Below are 18,642 nucleotides of genomic sequence, written 5' to 3' on the forward strand. Positions count from 1 at the left end.
TATCTTCGACATCATCACCAAATTCGTAATCGACAAGCTCGGATTTTGCATCACCGATATTTTTTACAGTCAATTCATAAGTTAAGACATCTCCAACCTTGACACTTTCTCCATCAATTTTCTTTCCTGTGCTATCAAAGACATGTTTTTCTGCCTCTGCTTTTCCTTTGTAGCCCGGGACAATCGTTTTAACTTCGTTTGATGTGACTGTATTGACATTAGCAGCACCAACTGTTGCAGTATTAGGAATAGTAGTCATAATCGTATCTGATTCCCAAGGAAAGTTTTTTGGTACGACTGCCCTAACTTCCACTGTTATCTGAACAGCATTTGATTCATCATCTTCTGTGTGCATCACTTCACCCGGAATTTGACTATCAATCGAATGAATACTCAAACCCGTTGATGAGAATAACGGACTTTCGCCTGCTACATCTGAAACAAGTGAGCCATTAACTTTTGTTGTATTAGGGACATATTCCAAGTTCTCTGGTAAAACATCTTTCACACGGGTATCAAGCGTTGGAATTGTACCAATATTTTTCACTTTAAATTGATAGGTGAAGGTATCGTTATTCTCTACTTTTGGCGGTGCTGATTTTTCAATCGTTAATTCAGGAGAAATATTTTTAGGTATGACAAGCGAAGCATAATCCCCCTGTGCTTGGTCTTCTTGTCCAATAAATGATTGTTTGTCCTTCGTACGAATCGTTCCTACCCCGGTCTTCAAATCAATAATTGTTTGAATACCAGGATCTGTATACGTTCCACCCGGTTTATAGCCTTTGTTTATCAAACGACCATCTGGCAAGAATGCTAGCGCACCACTACTAAAGGTCCAATCATCACCATTGCTTTTACTTATTGTTTCGGCAGCGGTTATTACTCCTGTATTTTTATCTGCCCGATATAATTTTTGATCCTCTCCGTTAAATGCCCAAAGATAGCCTGCATCATCAATGACAATGTCCGCTAAATTATCTGGATTTGTGGCAACTTGTAAAGGTATAGAATGATCTAGGGTCAAACTATGATCTGGATTAATCGTATAAAACTCAAATACTGTGCCACGCAAGACGATATATTGATTTTCTTTGACATCAATCGTTCCTGCAAGAATGTCAATCACTGGCAGGTCATTTTGTAAAATTGTTGCCTCACCATTCCAATCAATGAACACAAAGTGCTGCACTTTTGCCCCATTAACAACTTGAACAAGTGTAGCAAAAAAACCATCATCATACACGGAAAGAGCATTCAGCCAACCATATAAGGGTTGTCCTCCCACTGTAAGCGTACTACGATACACCTGAGTTGTTGCATCGTTCGCGTCTATCTCATATCCTTCTAAATATGTTAATTTATGGGCATCATCTGCCGGTATTTCAGAAAAATTAACAGAGTAGAATCCATTTGGGATATAAGGAATGGGTGTTCCCACTTTTTGAACTATCTTCGGTATTGGTGTAGCTGATGGTTTTTCTTCTTTTAGTTGAACTTCTTGCGCTTCCTTCTCAATTTCCTGAGCTTTTGATTGATCAGTTTCAGAAGAAGTTTCTTTTGTCTGTGCTTCCCTTGAAATTAAGTTTAAACTTGCACCTGTATCACTTGTAATGCTACCTTGCTTCAAATGTTTGACTGAAAATTTGAAATCTACTCGTTTTTTATCACTCTCCCCCTCATTTTTTATGCTTTGCCAATCAATAGAGCATTCTCCACCTTGGATAATGACTCCTTCTGGAACATTTTCTTCCATTGCAAGCCCATCTGGAAGATAAAGTACTGTTTTTCCTTCTTGCTGAAGTGAAGCAACCGAAAACTCTAAAGTTTCGTTCTGAATCTCCACTTCTTCTATTTTTTTCTCAGTCTTATATTGTGTAAAATAAACTAGCTCCTGATTCACTGCCACAGCATTCACCTGCCCAAACGGTAAAATCACTTGCAGCAACAAGATAATTAGCATAAAATAGGACTTTGCAACGTTCTTCATTTTATTCCCCCCTTTTTACCTTTATTACAGTCATTTCATATACTTTCAATGATAGAAAGTCATGTGCTATCATTTCCCCAAATGACACACTTCAGTTTATTTTGCTTGATGCTTTTTTTATCTAACTTTTTAAAATTAGACAATATCGTCGCTCATCTCTGTTATTCCCTTAAAATACACTTGAAACGACCTTACTCTTTAATAGTAATTTAATAAATAGTAATTTGATATTTTATAAACCTTTTACGTTATTTTTTCAAACTAAAAACATAATCCCACCCCCTTTGGAACAGTCTTTACGAAAAAGTATAACTTAGTAATAAGTAGTAAATCTTTAGAAATTATTTGATTATAACATCATATTTAGTACCTCCCAACTAAAAATTAACACAATTTTATATATTTGTCAAGATGTTATGCTTAAAATAACCAAAGTGTTTTATATTAAAGACATTTGATATTTTATCTGCGAATTTCTCTTGATTGACCGTTGAAATTCCTAAAATAATAACAAAAAAATACCCCGCTACATTTAACAAAGGTATTTAAAGATTATTACCCAAAAAATTTGGGATGAGCATCTATGATATTTTTAATTCATAAAATAACTATCTTTCTAATTCTGCTATTACATCACTAATCCACTCCCCCCGATTGATTCACCGGATCAAACGTCGTCCAAGAAGTCGCCATAAAGATTTTTTCTGCTTGTGTTTTCTTGCTACTTAGATAAGCTCTAGCTTATTTGAGTTCCTTCCTACCTAGTAAGGCTTCATTTTTCATCAAGGTCAGCACTTCAAGAACATTCGTTCAATAAGGGTAGGGATAAAACAATTTACCAATATCATCAGTCATCAGTCATCAGTCCGTCAGTTTCCAAACGATAAATGCCTCTGTGCGCTAAAATGCATTCTAATCCTAAATCAAGTTTTTCCTGTAACTCTATCAATCTGAACTCCATTTTCCGTAAACCTGTAAAAGTATCGATTCTTACTTTTTGATTGAGTAATTGATTGACAATTTCAGAACGATTAAGTAAATCTTGAGTGACTACCTCAGATAAATCTTCTGTGCGCAATCGTTGCTTTAAACTCAATGCTGTATCCATACCAACACGCACCTTCTTTCTATTAGTGTCAAGCTAATATTTCTTTTACATAAGTAAGCAAAGGTATCAACACTTCTTTATCAATGAAATCAACCTTTTGACCATAGGTCTCAAGTATCGCTTTACCCTCAGCAGATATCTCCGAATCAGATTTTTTCTCAACCGTCTTTTTGAGCAATGTCATCAAACTGCGATGGAGGAAACTGAGTTTTGGATAGTCAATCCCGCCACGAAAATGATAAACTTGATCAGGTTGATATGCTTGATTTTGGAATGCTTTCGCCATAATTTCTGCATAATCCATGAGCTTGGGGTCAGCAAGTCCAACTGTGAACACTACAAGATGCTTGAACTTGCTTTTTGAAACCAAGTCTATGCCAAGTAAGCCACCCGCATATAAACCACCTCCATAAATAATCATGTCATATTGACTTAAGTCAGATACAGATACTTTTTTTCTATTCAATAAATCAGCATCAAGTGCTTGGGCGATCCACTCAGCATATTTTTGGGTCGTACCATAATGTGATTGATAGATAACTGCGATATTATTCATTGATCAGTATATCTCCTAACTGAAGAATTTTTACATTGGGGTAATTAAGCAGTATGACAATGGCTTTTTTACTGACGCGATCCATTTTTAAATAAGAAAAATGCGTTCCCGTTGCGCCAGCTTTTTCAATAAACCGACCAACTAAGTCCCAGCCTATGCCCATTGATTTTTTGCTAGAGACATTTGGCGCTAATTTAGCATGCGTTAGGCGAATAAAATCTGATGTTGCACTCAAATGATATTGTGCAAATGTCAACAAATCGCTAGCACTGCTATTTAAGCCACCTGCTGCCAATCCAAGATTATTGACACCAGATTGCCACGCCCAAGGTTCATACTGATGATTCTTTTTATCAAAACAAGCGACAAGAGGAGCATTTACGAAATTTGTCTCGGTCAAGTCATGCTCAGATAACCATTTTAGCATCACTTCAGAATAATTTTCATTTGCCAACCTAGAAATCAGCAACCCGACAACTGTATAACCAAAATTTGAGTAAACATATCTGTATTTTTTCTTGCTATCAAATTTAAAATTAGCAAGTGCTCTAAGTACCGCATCTTCATGCAACGCACAAAAGTAGGGATTCTTCTCTCTTGTACCAGTTGAAAGCCCAATTTTTAAATAGTGCATCCAGCTAAAGGGCATCGCCAGACCAAATCCAGCTGTATGCGTGACCACTTGTCTAATCGTCGGATAGTCTCTATTCGGAAGATGGTTGATGATTTGATTGATAGGTGTATCTATGGGAATACGATGGTTGATTAATAGCTCTGCTAATACAGTGCCGCTCACTACTTTTGATATTGAGCCAATTTGATAACGACAAGTTTCCCCCAAGACTACTTCGCCATTTTCATCGTAAGTTTTTATTTCTGGGATGCCATTTGTGAGCTTACCGACCGTCAGCCTTACCCCTTCGTGACCAGTTACAATTTGCTTTAGTAAGTGTTCTGAGTTCAACTTGTCACCTCTGATTTATCTTTTTAAATTTGTCATGACGCTACTGGTCCAGTATTTAACAGGTAGATTAATATGACATCAATCAGTTATATTTTCTATGTTTTCATTGTATAATTGATTGTGTTTTTTATCCCTTTATTATATACTTAATTTGATAAACTCACAAGGAGATAGTTGAACTGATGAACAATAAAGAGATCTTACGAATCGCAATGAAGCAATCAGCTATTGATTTAAGTTGTGAGCCAGATGATTTTCGGTCAACCCAAAATAAAGTGGTGCTATCATCTGAAAATAATGATGCTCGAAAAGATTTGATACTGCCTTTTTTCTGTCATTTGATTTCATATGGTGATAACATCGTTGCTTCAGTGGCTGCTACCATTGCCGATGTCGTCGAAACTTATATCAATCAATTTGAAGTCGGTCATTGTTTTGAAACACCAAATTTATACGTTCTAAATAAAGCACTCGAAAAGCACGGGATGCAAGTCTGTTTTATGGCGGAATATTTTCTCCCAGACCTTGACTGCTTAAAGCAACTGCCGTGCCAATATGACCTCAAAGTTTTGCAGCCTGATGACTTCTCTTCCTTGTATGTATCTGAGTGGCGCAATGCCTTGTGTAAAAATCGTAAAGAATTAGATGTTTTAGCTGTTGGTGCATTTGATAATGGTAAACTAGTAGGATTAGCAGGATGTTCAGCCGATTGTGAAACCATGTGGCAAATTGGCGTTGATGTCCTGCCAGACTATCGACAACAGGGGATTGCTGCTGCTTTGACAAGCACTTTGGCTCTGGAAATTATAAAGTTAGGAAAAGTGCCTTTTTATTGTTGCGCTTGGTCAAATATTCGCTCAGTAAGAAACGCTATTAAGAGCGGTTTTAGACCAGCATGGGTCGAATTGACGGCGGAAAGCATTGTGTTTATTGATGATTTGAATAAATAAAATAACCTAAATATCAAAAATCCCACCAAGAATTTTTCTCGGTGGAATTTTTGATGGGAACTATTTAGATTTTAACAAATTTATACCATTTTACGACTTCAAAACGTTGTTAAATCGGCGTAAACACTCCAATTCGATTTACTCTGTTATTCCCACTCAACAGTAGCAGGTGGCTTAGCGGTAATATCATAGACGACGCGATTGACGCCTTTGACTTCATTGGTGATACGACGTGAAACCTCAGCAAGGACTTGCCAATCAATCTCAGCGAAATCAGCAGTCATGCCGTCAATAGATGTGATCGCCCGAATAGCGATAACGGTATCATAGCTACGGAAGTCACCTGTTACACCAACTGAGCTAACGCCTGTATCGACAGTGAAGTATTGCCAGATTTTCTCGTTGAGCCCTGCTTTAGCGATTTCTTCACGGAGAATCAAGTCTGAATCACGTACTTTTTCAAGACGTGGTTCTGTAATTTCACCCATGATACGAATGGCAAGACCTGGACCTGGGAAAGGTTGGCGCCATACTAAATCATGTGGCATGCCAAGGACTTCACCAAGCTCGCGAACTTCATCTTTAAAGAGTTTGTTCAAGGGCTCAATCAGTTCAAACTGCATATCCTCAGGCAATCCACCAACATTATGATGGCTCTTAATCGTTTGTGCTGTGTCCGTCCCTGATTCAATGACGTCAGTGTAAAGTGTGCCTTGGGCAAGGAAGTCAACACCGTCAAGTTTTGAGGCTTCATCGTCAAAGACTTCGATAAATTCATTACCGATGATTTTACGTTTTTTCTCAGGATCAGCAACACCGGCTAGTTTGCTCATGAAGCGTGCTTTGCTGTCTACTTTGATGATATTGAGGCCGAATTTGCCGCCTAAATCGTTCATGACTTGTTCTGCTTCGCCTTTACGGAGTAAGCCATGGTCAACAAAGATAGACGTCAGTTGGTCACCAATAGCACGTTGCAAAAGGACACCTACAACTGATGAATCGACACCGCCAGAAAGACCGAGCAAGACTTTTTTATCGCCGACTTTTTCACGAATTTCTTTGATTTGTTGGTCAACGAAACCTGCCATTGACCAGTCGCCTGATGCCTTAGCGATTTTTTTAACGAAGTTTTCAATGATGTCATGACCATATTCGCTGAGAGTTGTTTCAGCATGGAATTGTACACCATAAAGCCCTTTTGCATCATTGGCAATCGCAGCAATCGGTGTTTTTTCGGTATGGGCTGCAACTTTAAAGCCTTCTGGTAGGACTGTGACATTATCAGAATGGCTCATCAAAACGGTTTGTTCAGCGGGTGTGCCTGCAAGCAATTGAGATGTGGCATCGAGGTTGATTTTAGTTGGACCAAATTCCCCATTGCCTGGGTTCGCTTCTACTTTTCCCCCTAGTTTTTGGGTCATGAGCTGCATACCATAACAGATGCCCAGAACGGGAACGCCAAGCTCGAAAACGCCGGGGTCAATATCAAACGCGTCATCCTCATAAACTGAGTTAGGGCCACCTGAAATGATAATGGCTTTAGGATTGTAGGCTTTAATCTCGTCGAGGGTCATTTTATGGCTTTTCAGCTCGGAAAAGACGCCAAATTCACGAATGCGACGGGTAATCAGCTGATTGTACTGGCTACCGTAGTCGAGGACGATGATTTTCTGCATCTCTTGCATATCAGTGGTTGTCAAAGTAGAACTCCTTCTCTTATGTTGGATAAATTAGATTATCTCTATTTTACCAAAAAAATGACATTTGTTAGTCTTCTCTTAATTTTTCTAGTGTCGCTTGGAATAATTTCGGTGGCTCAAGTTCAAATTCTAGCCATTCATGCGTTGTTGGATGTTCAAATCCTAGCATTTGCGCATGTAGAAACTGACCTTGATTCGGTTTGAGCGCATTTTTCGGCCCGTACAAGGGATCGCCTGCGACGGGATGCCCGATATAGGCCATATGCACCCGAATTTGGTGGGTACGACCCGTCTCAAGTGTTAAGCTGACCAAGGTAAAATCACCAAAACGTTCTAACACTTCAAAATGGGTCAAGGCAGGCTTACCACCCGCAATCACAGCTTGCTTTTTCCGATCCTTAGCATTGCGACCTATCGGCGCTTCAATCACACCACGGTCATTCAACAAATTCCCATGGATAATGGCAAGATAACGACGTTTCGAGGTATGTGCTTTGAGTTGTGCGGCTAGAAATTCATGCGCTTGGTCATTTTTAGCAACCATTAACAGACCACTGGTATCCTTATCGATACGGTGGACAATGCCGGGTCTGATGACACCATTGATGCTTGACAAGTTGGTCATGTGGTACATCAAGGCGTTGACGAGTGTACCTGTTTGATGACCTGCTGAGGGATGGACGACCATGCCTTGGGGTTTGTTAATCACGGCGACAGCATCATCTTCATAGACGATATCAAGCGGGATGTTTTCTGCCTCGTAGGACAGCACTTCTGGCTCAGGAATTTCAAAGGACACGATGTCATTTTCTAATACTTTGTACTTGGCTTTTTTGACTTGACCATTGACCAAAACAGCATCTGCTTTAATCAAGTCGTTGGCCTGAGTTCGTGAGACGTCTGAGTTATCTGAGATGGCCTTGTCAAGTCGCAATCCTGCGGACTGGGCTTTAATTTTTATTTCCAATTTATCTTAACCTTCATCTTTTTCTATCAAAATACCAATAAAGAGCACCACGAATCCTACCGACAGCAAAATATCTGCCACATTGAAAATAGGAAAGTTGATAAAGTCGAGCTGAAACATATCAACGACATAGCCTTGGCGCACTCGGTCAATAAAGTTGCCCAAAGCACCTGAAATAATCAGCGTTAGCCCAATAGCATACCAATTTTTTGACAGATTTTTGAGCCAAAACCAGATGGCGACTACCAAGACAAGCACAGTTGTCAAGACAAAGAACCATTGCTGACCTTCTAAAATCGACCAAGCCGCGCCATCATTTTGCAGATGTGTCAGTGATAAAAGACCTTTAAGCATAGGCTTTTGTTCAGATAATTTGATATTTTTGACAGTCGCCATTTTGACCACTTGGTCAAGAATAATACCTAATACAATCACAATTGGTAAACTTATTTTTTTCAACTTCATCGTTCTATTATAACAAAAAAAGCAAGCCTCTGCTTGCTAAATTTTCTGATTACAGCGTTGTCCTCATTTATTTCAAGTTTGCCGATTTAACGCCACCTTCAATCGCCTCATCAAAGATGAAAGAACCATTTGAGGTGCGGTCGAGTAGATTTAAATCTGGTAGATTAATTTCAAACAATTTATCGGTTTGGGATTGGACTTGTAAAATTTGTAAGTCTTGATCCGTTTCAGCAAATAAATCGCCACCGTAGACGTTTTTAACGGTTCCTGAATCAAAAACTTTATGCGGTGATTTTTTAAGCTCCCGGAGTATTTGCAAGCCACGACCCGCACGGCTTTTAGCAGGAATTTCAATGAAATTCACACGTTTCAAAGAGCCACGCTGGGTCAAGACATAGAATGAATCGGTCTCAGCAAAATAGCTTGCGACAACAAAATCACCATCTTTTAAGTTAATGGATTTAACACCAGCTGCTTTTGCCCCCACAACTGGCACATCTTGCGACGGAAATCTCAAGGCGTAGCCGTTGTAAGTGACTAACATCACATCTGCTTGTCGATCAAAGTCTACTGAAACAACTTGATCATCAGCTTGTTTAAATTTGGCATACTGGGCTGATTTAGAGCGGTAAGTGCGCCATGGTTTGAAATCAGTCAGTGCAACTTTTTTGATTAAACCAAATTTCGTTGCGACCATTAATTCGCGCGTTTCCAAGTCGAAATCATCTAAAATTTGGACAAATAGAATTTCTTCCTCTTGAGAAAAATTGTTGACCAAAGAAGAGCTGTGTGTGCCAATATCTTTCCACTTAATATCATCCAGCTCATGAATCGGTCGATAGATGACATTGCCAAAAGTCGTAAATAACAACAAATGCTGAGTCGTCAGCGCTGCTTGATGGAAAATCAGGCAATCATCTTCACGTTTGCCAATTTCTGCCAGTTTAGAGGCTGAAAAACTACGTGGCGTTGTCCGTTTGACATAGCCAGAACGCGTCACGCTGACAATCGTTTCTTCTTTAACGATGAGTGAGGCCGCCTCCACTTCAATCGCGACCACTTCGTCCACTAAGATACTTTTACGGGGTTGCCCAAATTTCTTCTTAACTTCACGAAGTTCACGTTTCATGACATTAAACATTGTTTTTTCATCATTGATGATAGCTGACAAGGTTGTGATGCGTTCTTTGAGCTCCGCCTCTTCATTTTGTAGCGTCACCACATCGGTATTTGTCAAACGATAAAGCTGTAAGGTCACAATAGCCTCAGCCTGTGCTTCACTAAATTCATAGGAAGCCATCAAGTTTTCTCTGGCATCCGCTTTATTATCGCTGGCACGAATGAGGGCAATGACTTCATCCAAAATGCTCAGAACACGAATCAGACCTTCCACGATATGGAGACGTTTTTCAGCTTTGTCTCGATCATAAATCGACCGTGAGCGAATGACATCTCGTTTATGGCTGATATAGCTTGACAAGATTGGGACAATCCCGACTTGACGCGGTGTGGCATTGTCAATCGCCACCATATTGAAGTTGTAATTGACCTGCAAATCGGTATATTTGAGCAGATAATTCAAAATCAGCTCAGCATCGGCATCTTTTCTCAGCTCAATCGCAATTCGCAAGCCATCACGGTCAGATTCATCACGGACTTCCGCAATGCCTGCGACTTTCGCATTGACACGGACATCATCGATTTTCTTGACCAAGGTTGCTTTGTTGAGTTCATAAGGAATTTCAGTGACGACAATTTCCTTTTTCCCGCCCTTGAGCTCTTCAATCTTGGTTTGAGACCGAACGACGACTTTACCTTTACCCGTTTCGTAGGCTTTTTTTATCTCAGACTTGCCTTGAATCATCGCACCCGTCGGAAAGTCTGGGCCTGGTAGAAAATCCATCAGTTTATCAACAGTGGCAGTCGGATGGTCAATCATATAGACTGTGGCATCAATGACTTCACTTAAATTATGCGTCGGAATGTCCGTCGCGTACCCCGCTGAAATTCCTGTTGACCCATTAACCAAAAGATTGGGAAAGCTGGCGGGTAAAACAGTCGGCTCTTTTTCGGTATCATCAAAATTCCAGGCAAAGGGTACGGTGTTTTTGTCGATATCTTGTAGGAGGTAGGCGGAAATTTCAGATAGGCGGGCCTCGGTATAACGCATGGCTGCGGGTGGATCACCATCCATGGAGCCGTTATTACCATGCATTTCGACGAGGACTTGCCCCATCTTCCAGTCCTGAGAGAGGCGAACCATGGCATCATAAATCGAACTATCGCCGTGGGGATGATAGTTACCCATGATATTGCCGACGGACTTGGCAGATTTCCGGTAACCTTTGTCAAAGGTATTGCCATCTTTATTCATCGAATAGAGAATCCGCCGTTGAACGGGTTTTAAGCCATCGCGAATATCAGGCAGCGCCCGCTCCTGAATGATGTATTTTGAATAGCGACCAAATCGGTCGCCCATAATCTCCTCTAGAGAGAGTTTTTGTACATTGCTCATAGTGTCTTCTTTTTCTTTTTATATGATTTCTGAGAATTTTTCGATGTCGTCTTTGGTGCCGACGACATAAAGGACATCGCCCAAACCGATTTTAGTATTGTGTTTACCGATTGTAGCGGTGCCGTCTGCCTTCTTAACAAAGGCGACATTGACATGGTGATCTTGCGTGAGGTTGGCTTGAAAGAGGGTCAGACCGTTAAATTTGATATTTCTGACGACAATCTTCGCAAAGGAATAATCATCCGACAAATCGAGGTATTCCGAAATATCTGGGTGTGCTAAATTATCGGCAACGCGATTCCCAGCATCTTTTTCTGGCTGAATAATCTTATCTGCTCCAATTTTCGTCAAGACTTTGATTTGTACATCGGTCGTGGCTTTAACGACGACGTTTTTAGCGCCTGCCTCAATCACAATCATCGTCGTCAAAATACTGGCTTGCACATTTCTGCCAATGCCAACAACCACACCGTCAAACTTATCAATTTCGACATTTTTAAGCACACGCTCATCCGTCGCATCCGCAATCATGACGTGCGTGGCAATATCTTTATACTCATCAATTTTTTTGGCATCCGTATCAATCGCCACCACTTCGTGACCATTCTTGACGAGACTTTTCACCACACTAGAGCCAAAGCGCCCCAGACCAATCACACAAAAACTTTTCATCTCATCTTCTTTCTTTTAGGCTAGTTCAGTCAAGCCTTAACCGACGACAATTTCTTCTTCTGGATAACGAATCAATTCTTCATCTACTTTAGCATGGCTACTGAGGGCATAAATCACGGTCATAATCCCAATTCGCCCAATAAACATTAGTACCATGATCAAGAGTTTACCAATCGCAGTCAAATCAGGGGTCAAGCCTAAAGATAGGCCAACCGTCGCTAGTGCCGAGATAACTTCGAAAAAGACATATTCAATCCCATTATTTAGTGGCAAATTTTCTGTGATCAGTAAAACAAATGAAAACATAAAGATAATCGCCAGATAAATGAAAATGATTTCGTAGACACGACGAATTGTCCGGCGTGGAATTTGTCTTTCGTGGTAAATCGTTTTGAAACGATTGCTAAAAATGTAGCGGATGTTCATCACTAGCACACCAAACGTCGTCGTCTTGACGCCACCAGCAGTCGAACCCGACGTGCCACCAATAAACATCAGCACCATGGTCAAGACCAGACTGGCATAGCTTGTCGCATTATAGTTACTAAAGGTAAAACCACCAGAACGCGGAGTGATACTCAGGAAAAAATTCTGTGCCAAAAATGTCAGTGGATGACCATTAAAACTTTTGATATTGAGCAGACTGTATAAAACTGTGCCCGCAACGACTAAAATTGCCGTCATTGTCAAAGCCAAGCGAGAATGGAGGGTGATTTTCTTCACCTCCCAAAAACTAATCAAGTCAAACCAGACGATAAAGCCAAAGGAGCCCGATAAAATCAGAAAACTCATAATCATCAGGACATAGGGATTATCTCTAAACTGAAAGAGGGATGTCTCAAATAAGTCAAAGCCAGCGTTAGAATGAGCCGAAACCGCATGGAAAACGCTAAACCAAATCCCTTTTCCCCAGCCAAATTTAGGAATGAAATCCACACTCAGCAACACCGCACCGATAAGTTGTGTCACCAAGGACAGCTTGACAATGGCCTTGACTAACTTATCACCGTTGTTAATACTCGTGAAATTATAGGCATCACGAATCAGCATTTTAGATTTGAATGAGGGATGCTGCCCTGTCATGTTCAACAAAAGCACTAAGAAACTCATAAATCCCAGACCACCTACTTCAACCATGATCAGAATAATCACTTGACCAAAAGTATTCCAGTGGTCGGCAGTATTGACAACGGCCAAGCCCGTCACACAAGTCGCTGAAACAGCCATAAACAAGCTGTCCAAATAAGAGGTTGCTTGCCCATTTTGGTCCGAAATAGGCAAGGCTAGAAAAATCGAGCCAATCAGAATCACAGATAAAAATCCGAAGATAATCATCTGTGGCGGTTTCATTTGTTTGATAAATTGGGGCATAGGCATCTTATTGCATCACTTCACTTTTCTCTTCAAGCGTAAATTCAACATTATTTTCAATCCATTTACGGCGTGGCTCGACTTTATCGCCCATGAGCACCGACACACGCTTTTCAGCCTGCGCCACATCATCCAAAGTCACCTGAATCAAGGTTCTACTGTCAGGATTCATGGTCGTTTCCCAAAGCTGGTCAGCATTCATCTCGCCCAGTCCTTTGTATCGCTGTAAAATCGCGCCTTTCCCAAAATGCTTGCGCACTTCGTTTAATTCACTATCAGTCCAGGCATACTCAAGTTTTTCGGATTTCCCTTTCCCTTGACTCATTTTATAAAGCGGTGGCAGGGCAATGTAGACATGACCATTTTCAACGAGTGGTTTCATGTAGCGATAAAAGAAAGTCAGTAACAAGGTTTGAATATGGGCACCGTCGGTATCGGCATCGGTCATGATGATGATTTTATCGTAGTTAATATCCGAAATATCAAAATCAGCGCCAACTCCCGCACCAATCGTGTAAATCATGGTATTAATTTCTTCATTTTTGAGAATGTCTGCCATTTTGGCTTTCTCAGTATTGATGACCTTACCTCGAAGTGGTAAAATCGCCTGAAACTTACGGTCACGGCCTTGTTTAGCAGAACCGCCAGCGGAATCTCCTTCGACTAAATACAATTCGTTTTTAGCAGGATTTTTACCCTGAGCTGGCGTCAACTTGCCTGATAAAAGCCCCTTATCTTTCTTGCCTTTTTTACCCGTTCTCGCATCATCACGCGCTTTTCGAGCAGCCTCACGCGCATCACGCGCCTTAATCGCTTTGCGGATTAGGTTTTGTGATAATTCCGCATTCTCCATCAGGAAAAAGGCTAATTTATCACTGACGATGTTATCAACGATTGGGCGGGCTTTGGGACTACCTAATTTATCCTTGGTTTGCCCTTCAAACTGGAGATGTTCTTCGGGTACAAGGACAGATAGAATCGCTGTTAAGCCTTCTCGGTAATCAGAGCCCTCTAGGTTCTTATCCTTTTCTTTAAGCAAGCCAACTTTTCTAGCATACTCGTTCATCGATTTGGTAATGGCTTGTTTGAGTCCTGCTTCGTGCGTCCCACCATCTTTTGTTTTAACGTTATTGACGAAACTGAGAATGTTGTCAGAATAGCCGTCATTGTACTGAATGGCCACTTCAACTTGGAAATTCTCAGCTTCCCCTGCAAAATACATGACAGGTGTTAAGGTATCCTTATCTTCATTGAGGTAAGCGACAAAATCTTGCACACCATTTTCATAGTGGAAACTTGCTGATTCAGGTTGACCATCAATCTCATTACGTTCGTCTGTCAAGGTCAATGTGACATTTGGCAAAAGAAAAGCAGATTCATTGAGGCGGTCAAAAATGGTACTGTATTTAAAGTCTGTCGTTGAAAAAATCGTCGCATCTGGCATAAAGTGGACTTTTGTACCCGTTTTAGATTTGGGTGCTTTACCGATTTTTTCGAGCGTTGTAACCGGTTTGCCACCATTTTCAAAACGTTGGCGGTAGACCACACCATCACGCGTGATTTCAACTTCAAGATAACTTGAGAGAGCATTCACGACAGATGAACCAACACCATGAAGACCGCCTGACGTTTTATAGCCACCTTGCCCAAACTTACCACCCGCGTGGAGGACGGTGAAGATAACTTCAACGGTTGGAATCCCAGTTGCGTGCGTCCCAACTGGCATCCCACGACCGCTATCAGAGACGGTCAGTGAGCCGTCTTGATGGATTGTCACCTTAATGTCATCACCGAAACCAGATAAAGCTTCATCAACAGCATTGTCGACAATTTCCCAGACCAAATGGTGGAGACCAATCCCATCGGTTGACCCAATATACATTCCTGGGCGCTTACGAACTGCATCAAGACCCTCCAAAACCTGAATGGCATCATCATTGTAATTATTAATATCTATTGTCAATTTACTTTTCCTTTGGACATACAGTCTAGATTTTTCAAATCAAACGGTGTTCAGACCTTTTAAGTCTATCATCTGAATGATTTGAAAAATGCTCTATACTATAGAATACCTTATTTTCTTGATTTTGGCAAAAAACTTCTGATTTAAGTATACACGACAATTCATTTTGTCAAAAAAACACCTCTTTTGAGATGTTTTCAATTGTTAAATCAACAAATTGTAGTATAAAAAGAACTTAGTCATAAATCAAAGTCTTAATACCTCGGCAAGCCATTTGTCAATAAACAATAATATGGACTATCGGAAGTATAGTTCCACTTTTCTAAAATATATTCAAAAAATATAAGTATAGTTCCTGTTTCTGTAAAGATACTAGAACAAATCTAAAAAGAGATTTTGAGTCTCTTTTTTATGATACAGATTCTAAAGCATATTTCTATTCACGTATTGAATGAAATTTTAAAAAACAACAAGCAAAAAACGCTATCAACCGACAGCGTTTTTTTGATTTAAAATAGATTACTTAATCTTCTCTTCTTCATAATCGCCATTACTACACACGACCTGTTTACCACCACCACGGACTTTCTTCTCAACCAAGAATTGACCACATTTTGGACAATCTCGACCGATGGGTTTATCCCATGAGGTAAATTCACAGTCTGGATAGCGGGCACAGCCGTAAAAAATCCGATTGCGTTTAGACTTACGTTCAATGACTTGACCTTCGTGACAAGTCGGGCAAACAACACCAATTTCCTTGACGATCGCCATGGTATTGCGACAGTCTGGGAAATTACTGCAGGCGTAGAACTTGCCGTATTTGCCAAGTTTAATCACCATCGGATGGCCACAAACATCGCAATCAAAACCGGCAGGCTCATCTTTTATCTGGATTTTTTCAATCTCGGTTTCAGCTTTTTCAAGCTCAACGGCGAAAGGTTGATAGAACTCATCGACGACCTCCACCCATTGGCGCATGCCGTGTTCGACATCATCCAATGACTGCTCCATATCGACTGTAAATTCAGTGTTGACGATATTGGGGAAGAATTCGACGACCATGTTATTGACGATTTCACCGAGTTCTGTCGGTTCAAAGCGCTTAGCTGAGAGTTTGACATAGTAACGGCGCTGAATCGTTTCAAGCGTTGGCGCATAGGTTGACGGGCGACCGACACCGATTTCTTCCAATGTTTTGATTAGCGTGGCTTCACTGAAACGTGCTGGTGGCTGCGTGAAATGCTGCTCAGGCTTGATATTGTCTTTCTTAACAACATCACCCTCAGCCATTTCCGGCAGCATCTTGTTCTTATCCGCATCATTGTAAACCGCCATATAACCGTCAAATTTGACTTGTGAGCCATTTGCCGTAAACATGACCCCATTTTGCGAAAGATTGACTTTCACCGTATCAAAAACAGCAGGCGTCATTTGGCTGGCAACGAAACGATTCCAAATCAGGCGATAGAGCTTGAGCTGATCTTTATCGAGATATTTGGCAATGGTCTCAGGCGTATTTAAAACGTTGGACGGCCGAATGGCCTCATGGGCATCCTGAGCACCCGCGACATTTTTAACTTTACTGCCGTGTTTACTATATTTTTCGCCAAAGGTATCGACGATATAACTGGCTGCTGCCGCTTGTGCAACTGGTGAAATACGTGTCGAGTCGGTCCGCATATAGGTAATCAACCCCTGATGACCGTTAGGACCTAAGGTAATTCCCTCATACAATTGTTGCGCAACAGACATGGTCTTACGCGCTCTGAAATTGATTTTGTTGGCTGAATCTTGTTGGAGAGAAGATGTCGTATAGGGCAGTGGTGCATTGCGACGACGTTCTTTCTTGTCAACTTTATTGACAGTAAATTCGTCTGTCGTCAGGCGTTCCATAACTTCTAAGACATCAGAATTTTTGTGTAGTTTCTTCTTCTTATCGTCAAGACCATAGAAACTACCTGGAAATTTCTTAGTCCCTTTTTTGAAATTGCCTTCAATTGACCAGTATTCTTCTGGAATAAAGGCATTAATTTCATTTTCACGGTCAATGATTAGTTTTAAGGCGATGGATTGGACACGACCTGCCGACAAGCCTTTTTTAATCTTCTTCCAAAGAATTGGCGAGATGGAATAGCCGACTAAACGGTCTAAAATTCGACGGGCTTGTTGGGCATCTACCAAGTCCAAATCAATCGAACGTGGTTCTTTAAAAGCATCTTTGACCGCATCCTTGGTAATCTCATTAAAGACGACACGATTTTTATCCTTAACATCAAGCCCTAAAATATGCGCCAAATGCCAAGCAATCGCTTCTCCCTCTCTATCCGGGTCACTTGCAAGATAGACAGCTTTAGCATTTTTAGCTTCTTTTTTAAGGGAATTAATCAAAGGACCTTTGCCTCGAATATTGATATATTGAGGTTCGTAGTCGTGTTCAATATCAACAGACATGGTTGATTTCTTCAAATCACGGATATGCCCGACAGACGCCACAACTTTGTAATTGCGACCGAGATATTTTTCAATCGTCTTTGCCTTAGCAGGTGATTCGACAATGACCAAATTCTTTTTAATTTTTGTTGCTGCTCTTTTCTTAGTTGTTTTTTTAGCCGTCGTTTTTTTAACGGCTGGTTTCTTTGTTGTCGCTGTTACCATGTGGCTAGCCAACTTTCTATCAGATTACTCCACCTATCATAACGGCTTTTTTTCTGATTGTCAAGACAAATCTGTTTTTCTTATAGGAAAAACGTGATTTTTTTGCTACAAGAAATAGGCCTTTTGAGATAAAATGTAACACTTAGGTATTACTGATTGACCTATTTCTTTTTTAGTGTTACAATGGTGTTACCAAGAAAGGAGCTACCATTATGGCAACTATTACAATTAAAGTCCAAGACAGTGAAAAACAATTTTTCCAAGCGATGGCCAAGTTTGAGGGGTTATCATTGTCCGAAAGCATCAAACGCACAATGCTTGAAAAATACGAGAATGAATATGATTTAAAGCTTGCAGAAACTTCTGTTGCTGAATTTCAAGAATACATCGTAACAGGCAAACCAGTCCAATCTTGGGAAGACTTACAAGCGGAATTGGGGCTTGATGATGACCTATGATTTTGTCCCATCCCCTAAATTTAATCGTCAATTTCGTAAACTAGATAAATTTACCCAAAAACGTATTCAAAACTATATCAATCAGGCCATCTTAAAAGCTGATGACCCACACGACTATGGCAAACAACTTGTCGGCGATTTAGCGGGACTTTGGCGTTATCGCATTGGAGACTATCGGTTAATCGTCATGATTAAAGATAATGAGCTGATGATTCTTGCCTTGCAGATTAGTCATAGACGAGATGTTTATAGATAGAAAAACTATCTATTTCAATCAAAAAACTTTCATGTTCAATAGCGAAGAT

Annotated in this window: 15 protein-coding genes; 3 read left to right on the forward strand and 12 right to left on the reverse strand. The window is 40.5% G+C overall.

Translation table 11 applies throughout. From position 1 onward, the window contains the following. From RsY01_RS00005 to RsY01_RS00020, 4 genes are all read right to left on the reverse strand, one after another. Positions 1-1,990, reverse strand: a 1,990-nt coding sequence (locus tag RsY01_RS00005) for a DUF11 domain-containing protein (RefSeq protein WP_133063180.1), incomplete at its 3' end; no start/stop codon positions are given. An 847-nt stretch (positions 1,991-2,837) separates the two neighbouring features. Further along, positions 2,838-3,098 carry a hypothetical protein gene (locus RsY01_RS00010; RefSeq protein WP_094783519.1) on the reverse strand — a complete coding sequence of 87 codons (261 nt, stop codon included), beginning with the start codon at positions 3,096-3,098 and terminating at the stop codon, positions 2,838-2,840. 28 nt (positions 3,099-3,126) lie between these two features. Then, complete coding sequence (locus tag RsY01_RS00015; RefSeq protein ID WP_094783520.1) at positions 3,127-3,654, reverse strand: flavodoxin domain-containing protein; 528 nt, start codon at positions 3,652-3,654, stop codon at positions 3,127-3,129. After that, complete coding sequence (locus tag RsY01_RS00020; RefSeq protein WP_157905752.1) at positions 3,647-4,618, reverse strand: serine hydrolase domain-containing protein; 972 nt, start codon at positions 4,616-4,618, stop codon at positions 3,647-3,649. Before RsY01_RS00020 ends, RsY01_RS00015 begins: the two co-directional genes overlap by 8 nt. Before the next feature lie 182 nt (positions 4,619-4,800). Between RsY01_RS00020 and RsY01_RS00025 the strand changes: the two genes are divergently transcribed. Continuing rightward, positions 4,801-5,568, forward strand: a complete 768-nt coding sequence (locus RsY01_RS00025; RefSeq protein ID WP_094783522.1) for a GNAT family N-acetyltransferase — start codon at positions 4,801-4,803, stop codon at positions 5,566-5,568. Positions 5,569-5,714: 146 nt separating this feature from the next. On the opposite strand, the gene guaA is transcribed toward RsY01_RS00025, so the two are convergent. The 8 genes from guaA to topA form a co-directional block, all read right to left on the reverse strand. Next, entirely contained in the window at positions 5,715-7,253 is a 1,539-nt protein-coding gene (gene guaA / locus RsY01_RS00030) for a glutamine-hydrolyzing GMP synthase (protein ID WP_094784206.1), read from the reverse strand. A gap of 82 nt (positions 7,254-7,335) precedes the next feature. After that, positions 7,336-8,235, reverse strand: coding sequence for an RluA family pseudouridine synthase (locus RsY01_RS00035; protein ID WP_094783523.1), 900 nt, complete (start codon positions 8,233-8,235; stop codon positions 7,336-7,338). A gap of 6 nt (positions 8,236-8,241) precedes the next feature. Next, on the reverse strand, positions 8,242-8,694 hold the full coding sequence (lspA, locus tag RsY01_RS00040; protein WP_094784207.1) for a signal peptidase II: 453 nt from the start codon (positions 8,692-8,694) through the stop codon (positions 8,242-8,244). A 73-nt stretch (positions 8,695-8,767) separates the two neighbouring features. After that, positions 8,768-11,215, reverse strand: a complete 2,448-nt coding sequence (gene parC, locus RsY01_RS00045) for a DNA topoisomerase IV subunit A (protein WP_094783524.1) — start codon at positions 11,213-11,215, stop codon at positions 8,768-8,770. 18 nt (positions 11,216-11,233) lie between these two features. After that, positions 11,234-11,887 carry a potassium channel family protein gene (locus RsY01_RS00050; protein WP_094783525.1) on the reverse strand — a complete coding sequence of 218 codons (654 nt, stop codon included), beginning with the start codon at positions 11,885-11,887 and terminating at the stop codon, positions 11,234-11,236. A gap of 36 nt (positions 11,888-11,923) precedes the next feature. Beyond that, positions 11,924-13,258, reverse strand: coding sequence for a TrkH family potassium uptake protein (locus RsY01_RS00055; protein ID WP_157905753.1), 1,335 nt, complete (start codon positions 13,256-13,258; stop codon positions 11,924-11,926). 7 nt (positions 13,259-13,265) lie between these two features. Continuing rightward, positions 13,266-15,221, reverse strand: a complete 1,956-nt coding sequence (gene parE, locus RsY01_RS00060; RefSeq protein WP_094783527.1) for a DNA topoisomerase IV subunit B — start codon at positions 15,219-15,221, stop codon at positions 13,266-13,268. A gap of 519 nt (positions 15,222-15,740) precedes the next feature. After that, positions 15,741-17,879 (reverse strand): type I DNA topoisomerase, encoded by a 2,139-nt coding sequence (gene topA, locus RsY01_RS00065; protein WP_094783528.1) that lies wholly within the window; start codon positions 17,877-17,879, stop codon positions 15,741-15,743. A gap of 212 nt (positions 17,880-18,091) precedes the next feature. On the opposite strand from topA, the gene relB reads away from it, so the two are divergent. Both relB and RsY01_RS00075 read left to right on the forward strand, forming a co-directional pair. Beyond that, entirely contained in the window at positions 18,092-18,337 is a 246-nt protein-coding gene (gene relB / locus RsY01_RS00070; protein ID WP_094783529.1) for a type II toxin-antitoxin system RelB family antitoxin, read from the forward strand. Next, a complete protein-coding gene (locus RsY01_RS00075) occupies positions 18,327-18,593 on the forward strand; it encodes a type II toxin-antitoxin system RelE family toxin (RefSeq protein ID WP_094783530.1) in 267 nt (88 codons plus the stop codon). Before relB ends, RsY01_RS00075 begins: the two co-directional genes overlap by 11 nt. Positions 18,594-18,642 lie beyond the last annotated feature (49 nt).

It is taken from the genome of Pseudolactococcus reticulitermitis, assembly GCF_002260845.1.
Taxonomy (GTDB): Bacteria; Bacillota; Bacilli; order Lactobacillales; family Streptococcaceae; genus Pseudolactococcus; species Pseudolactococcus reticulitermitis.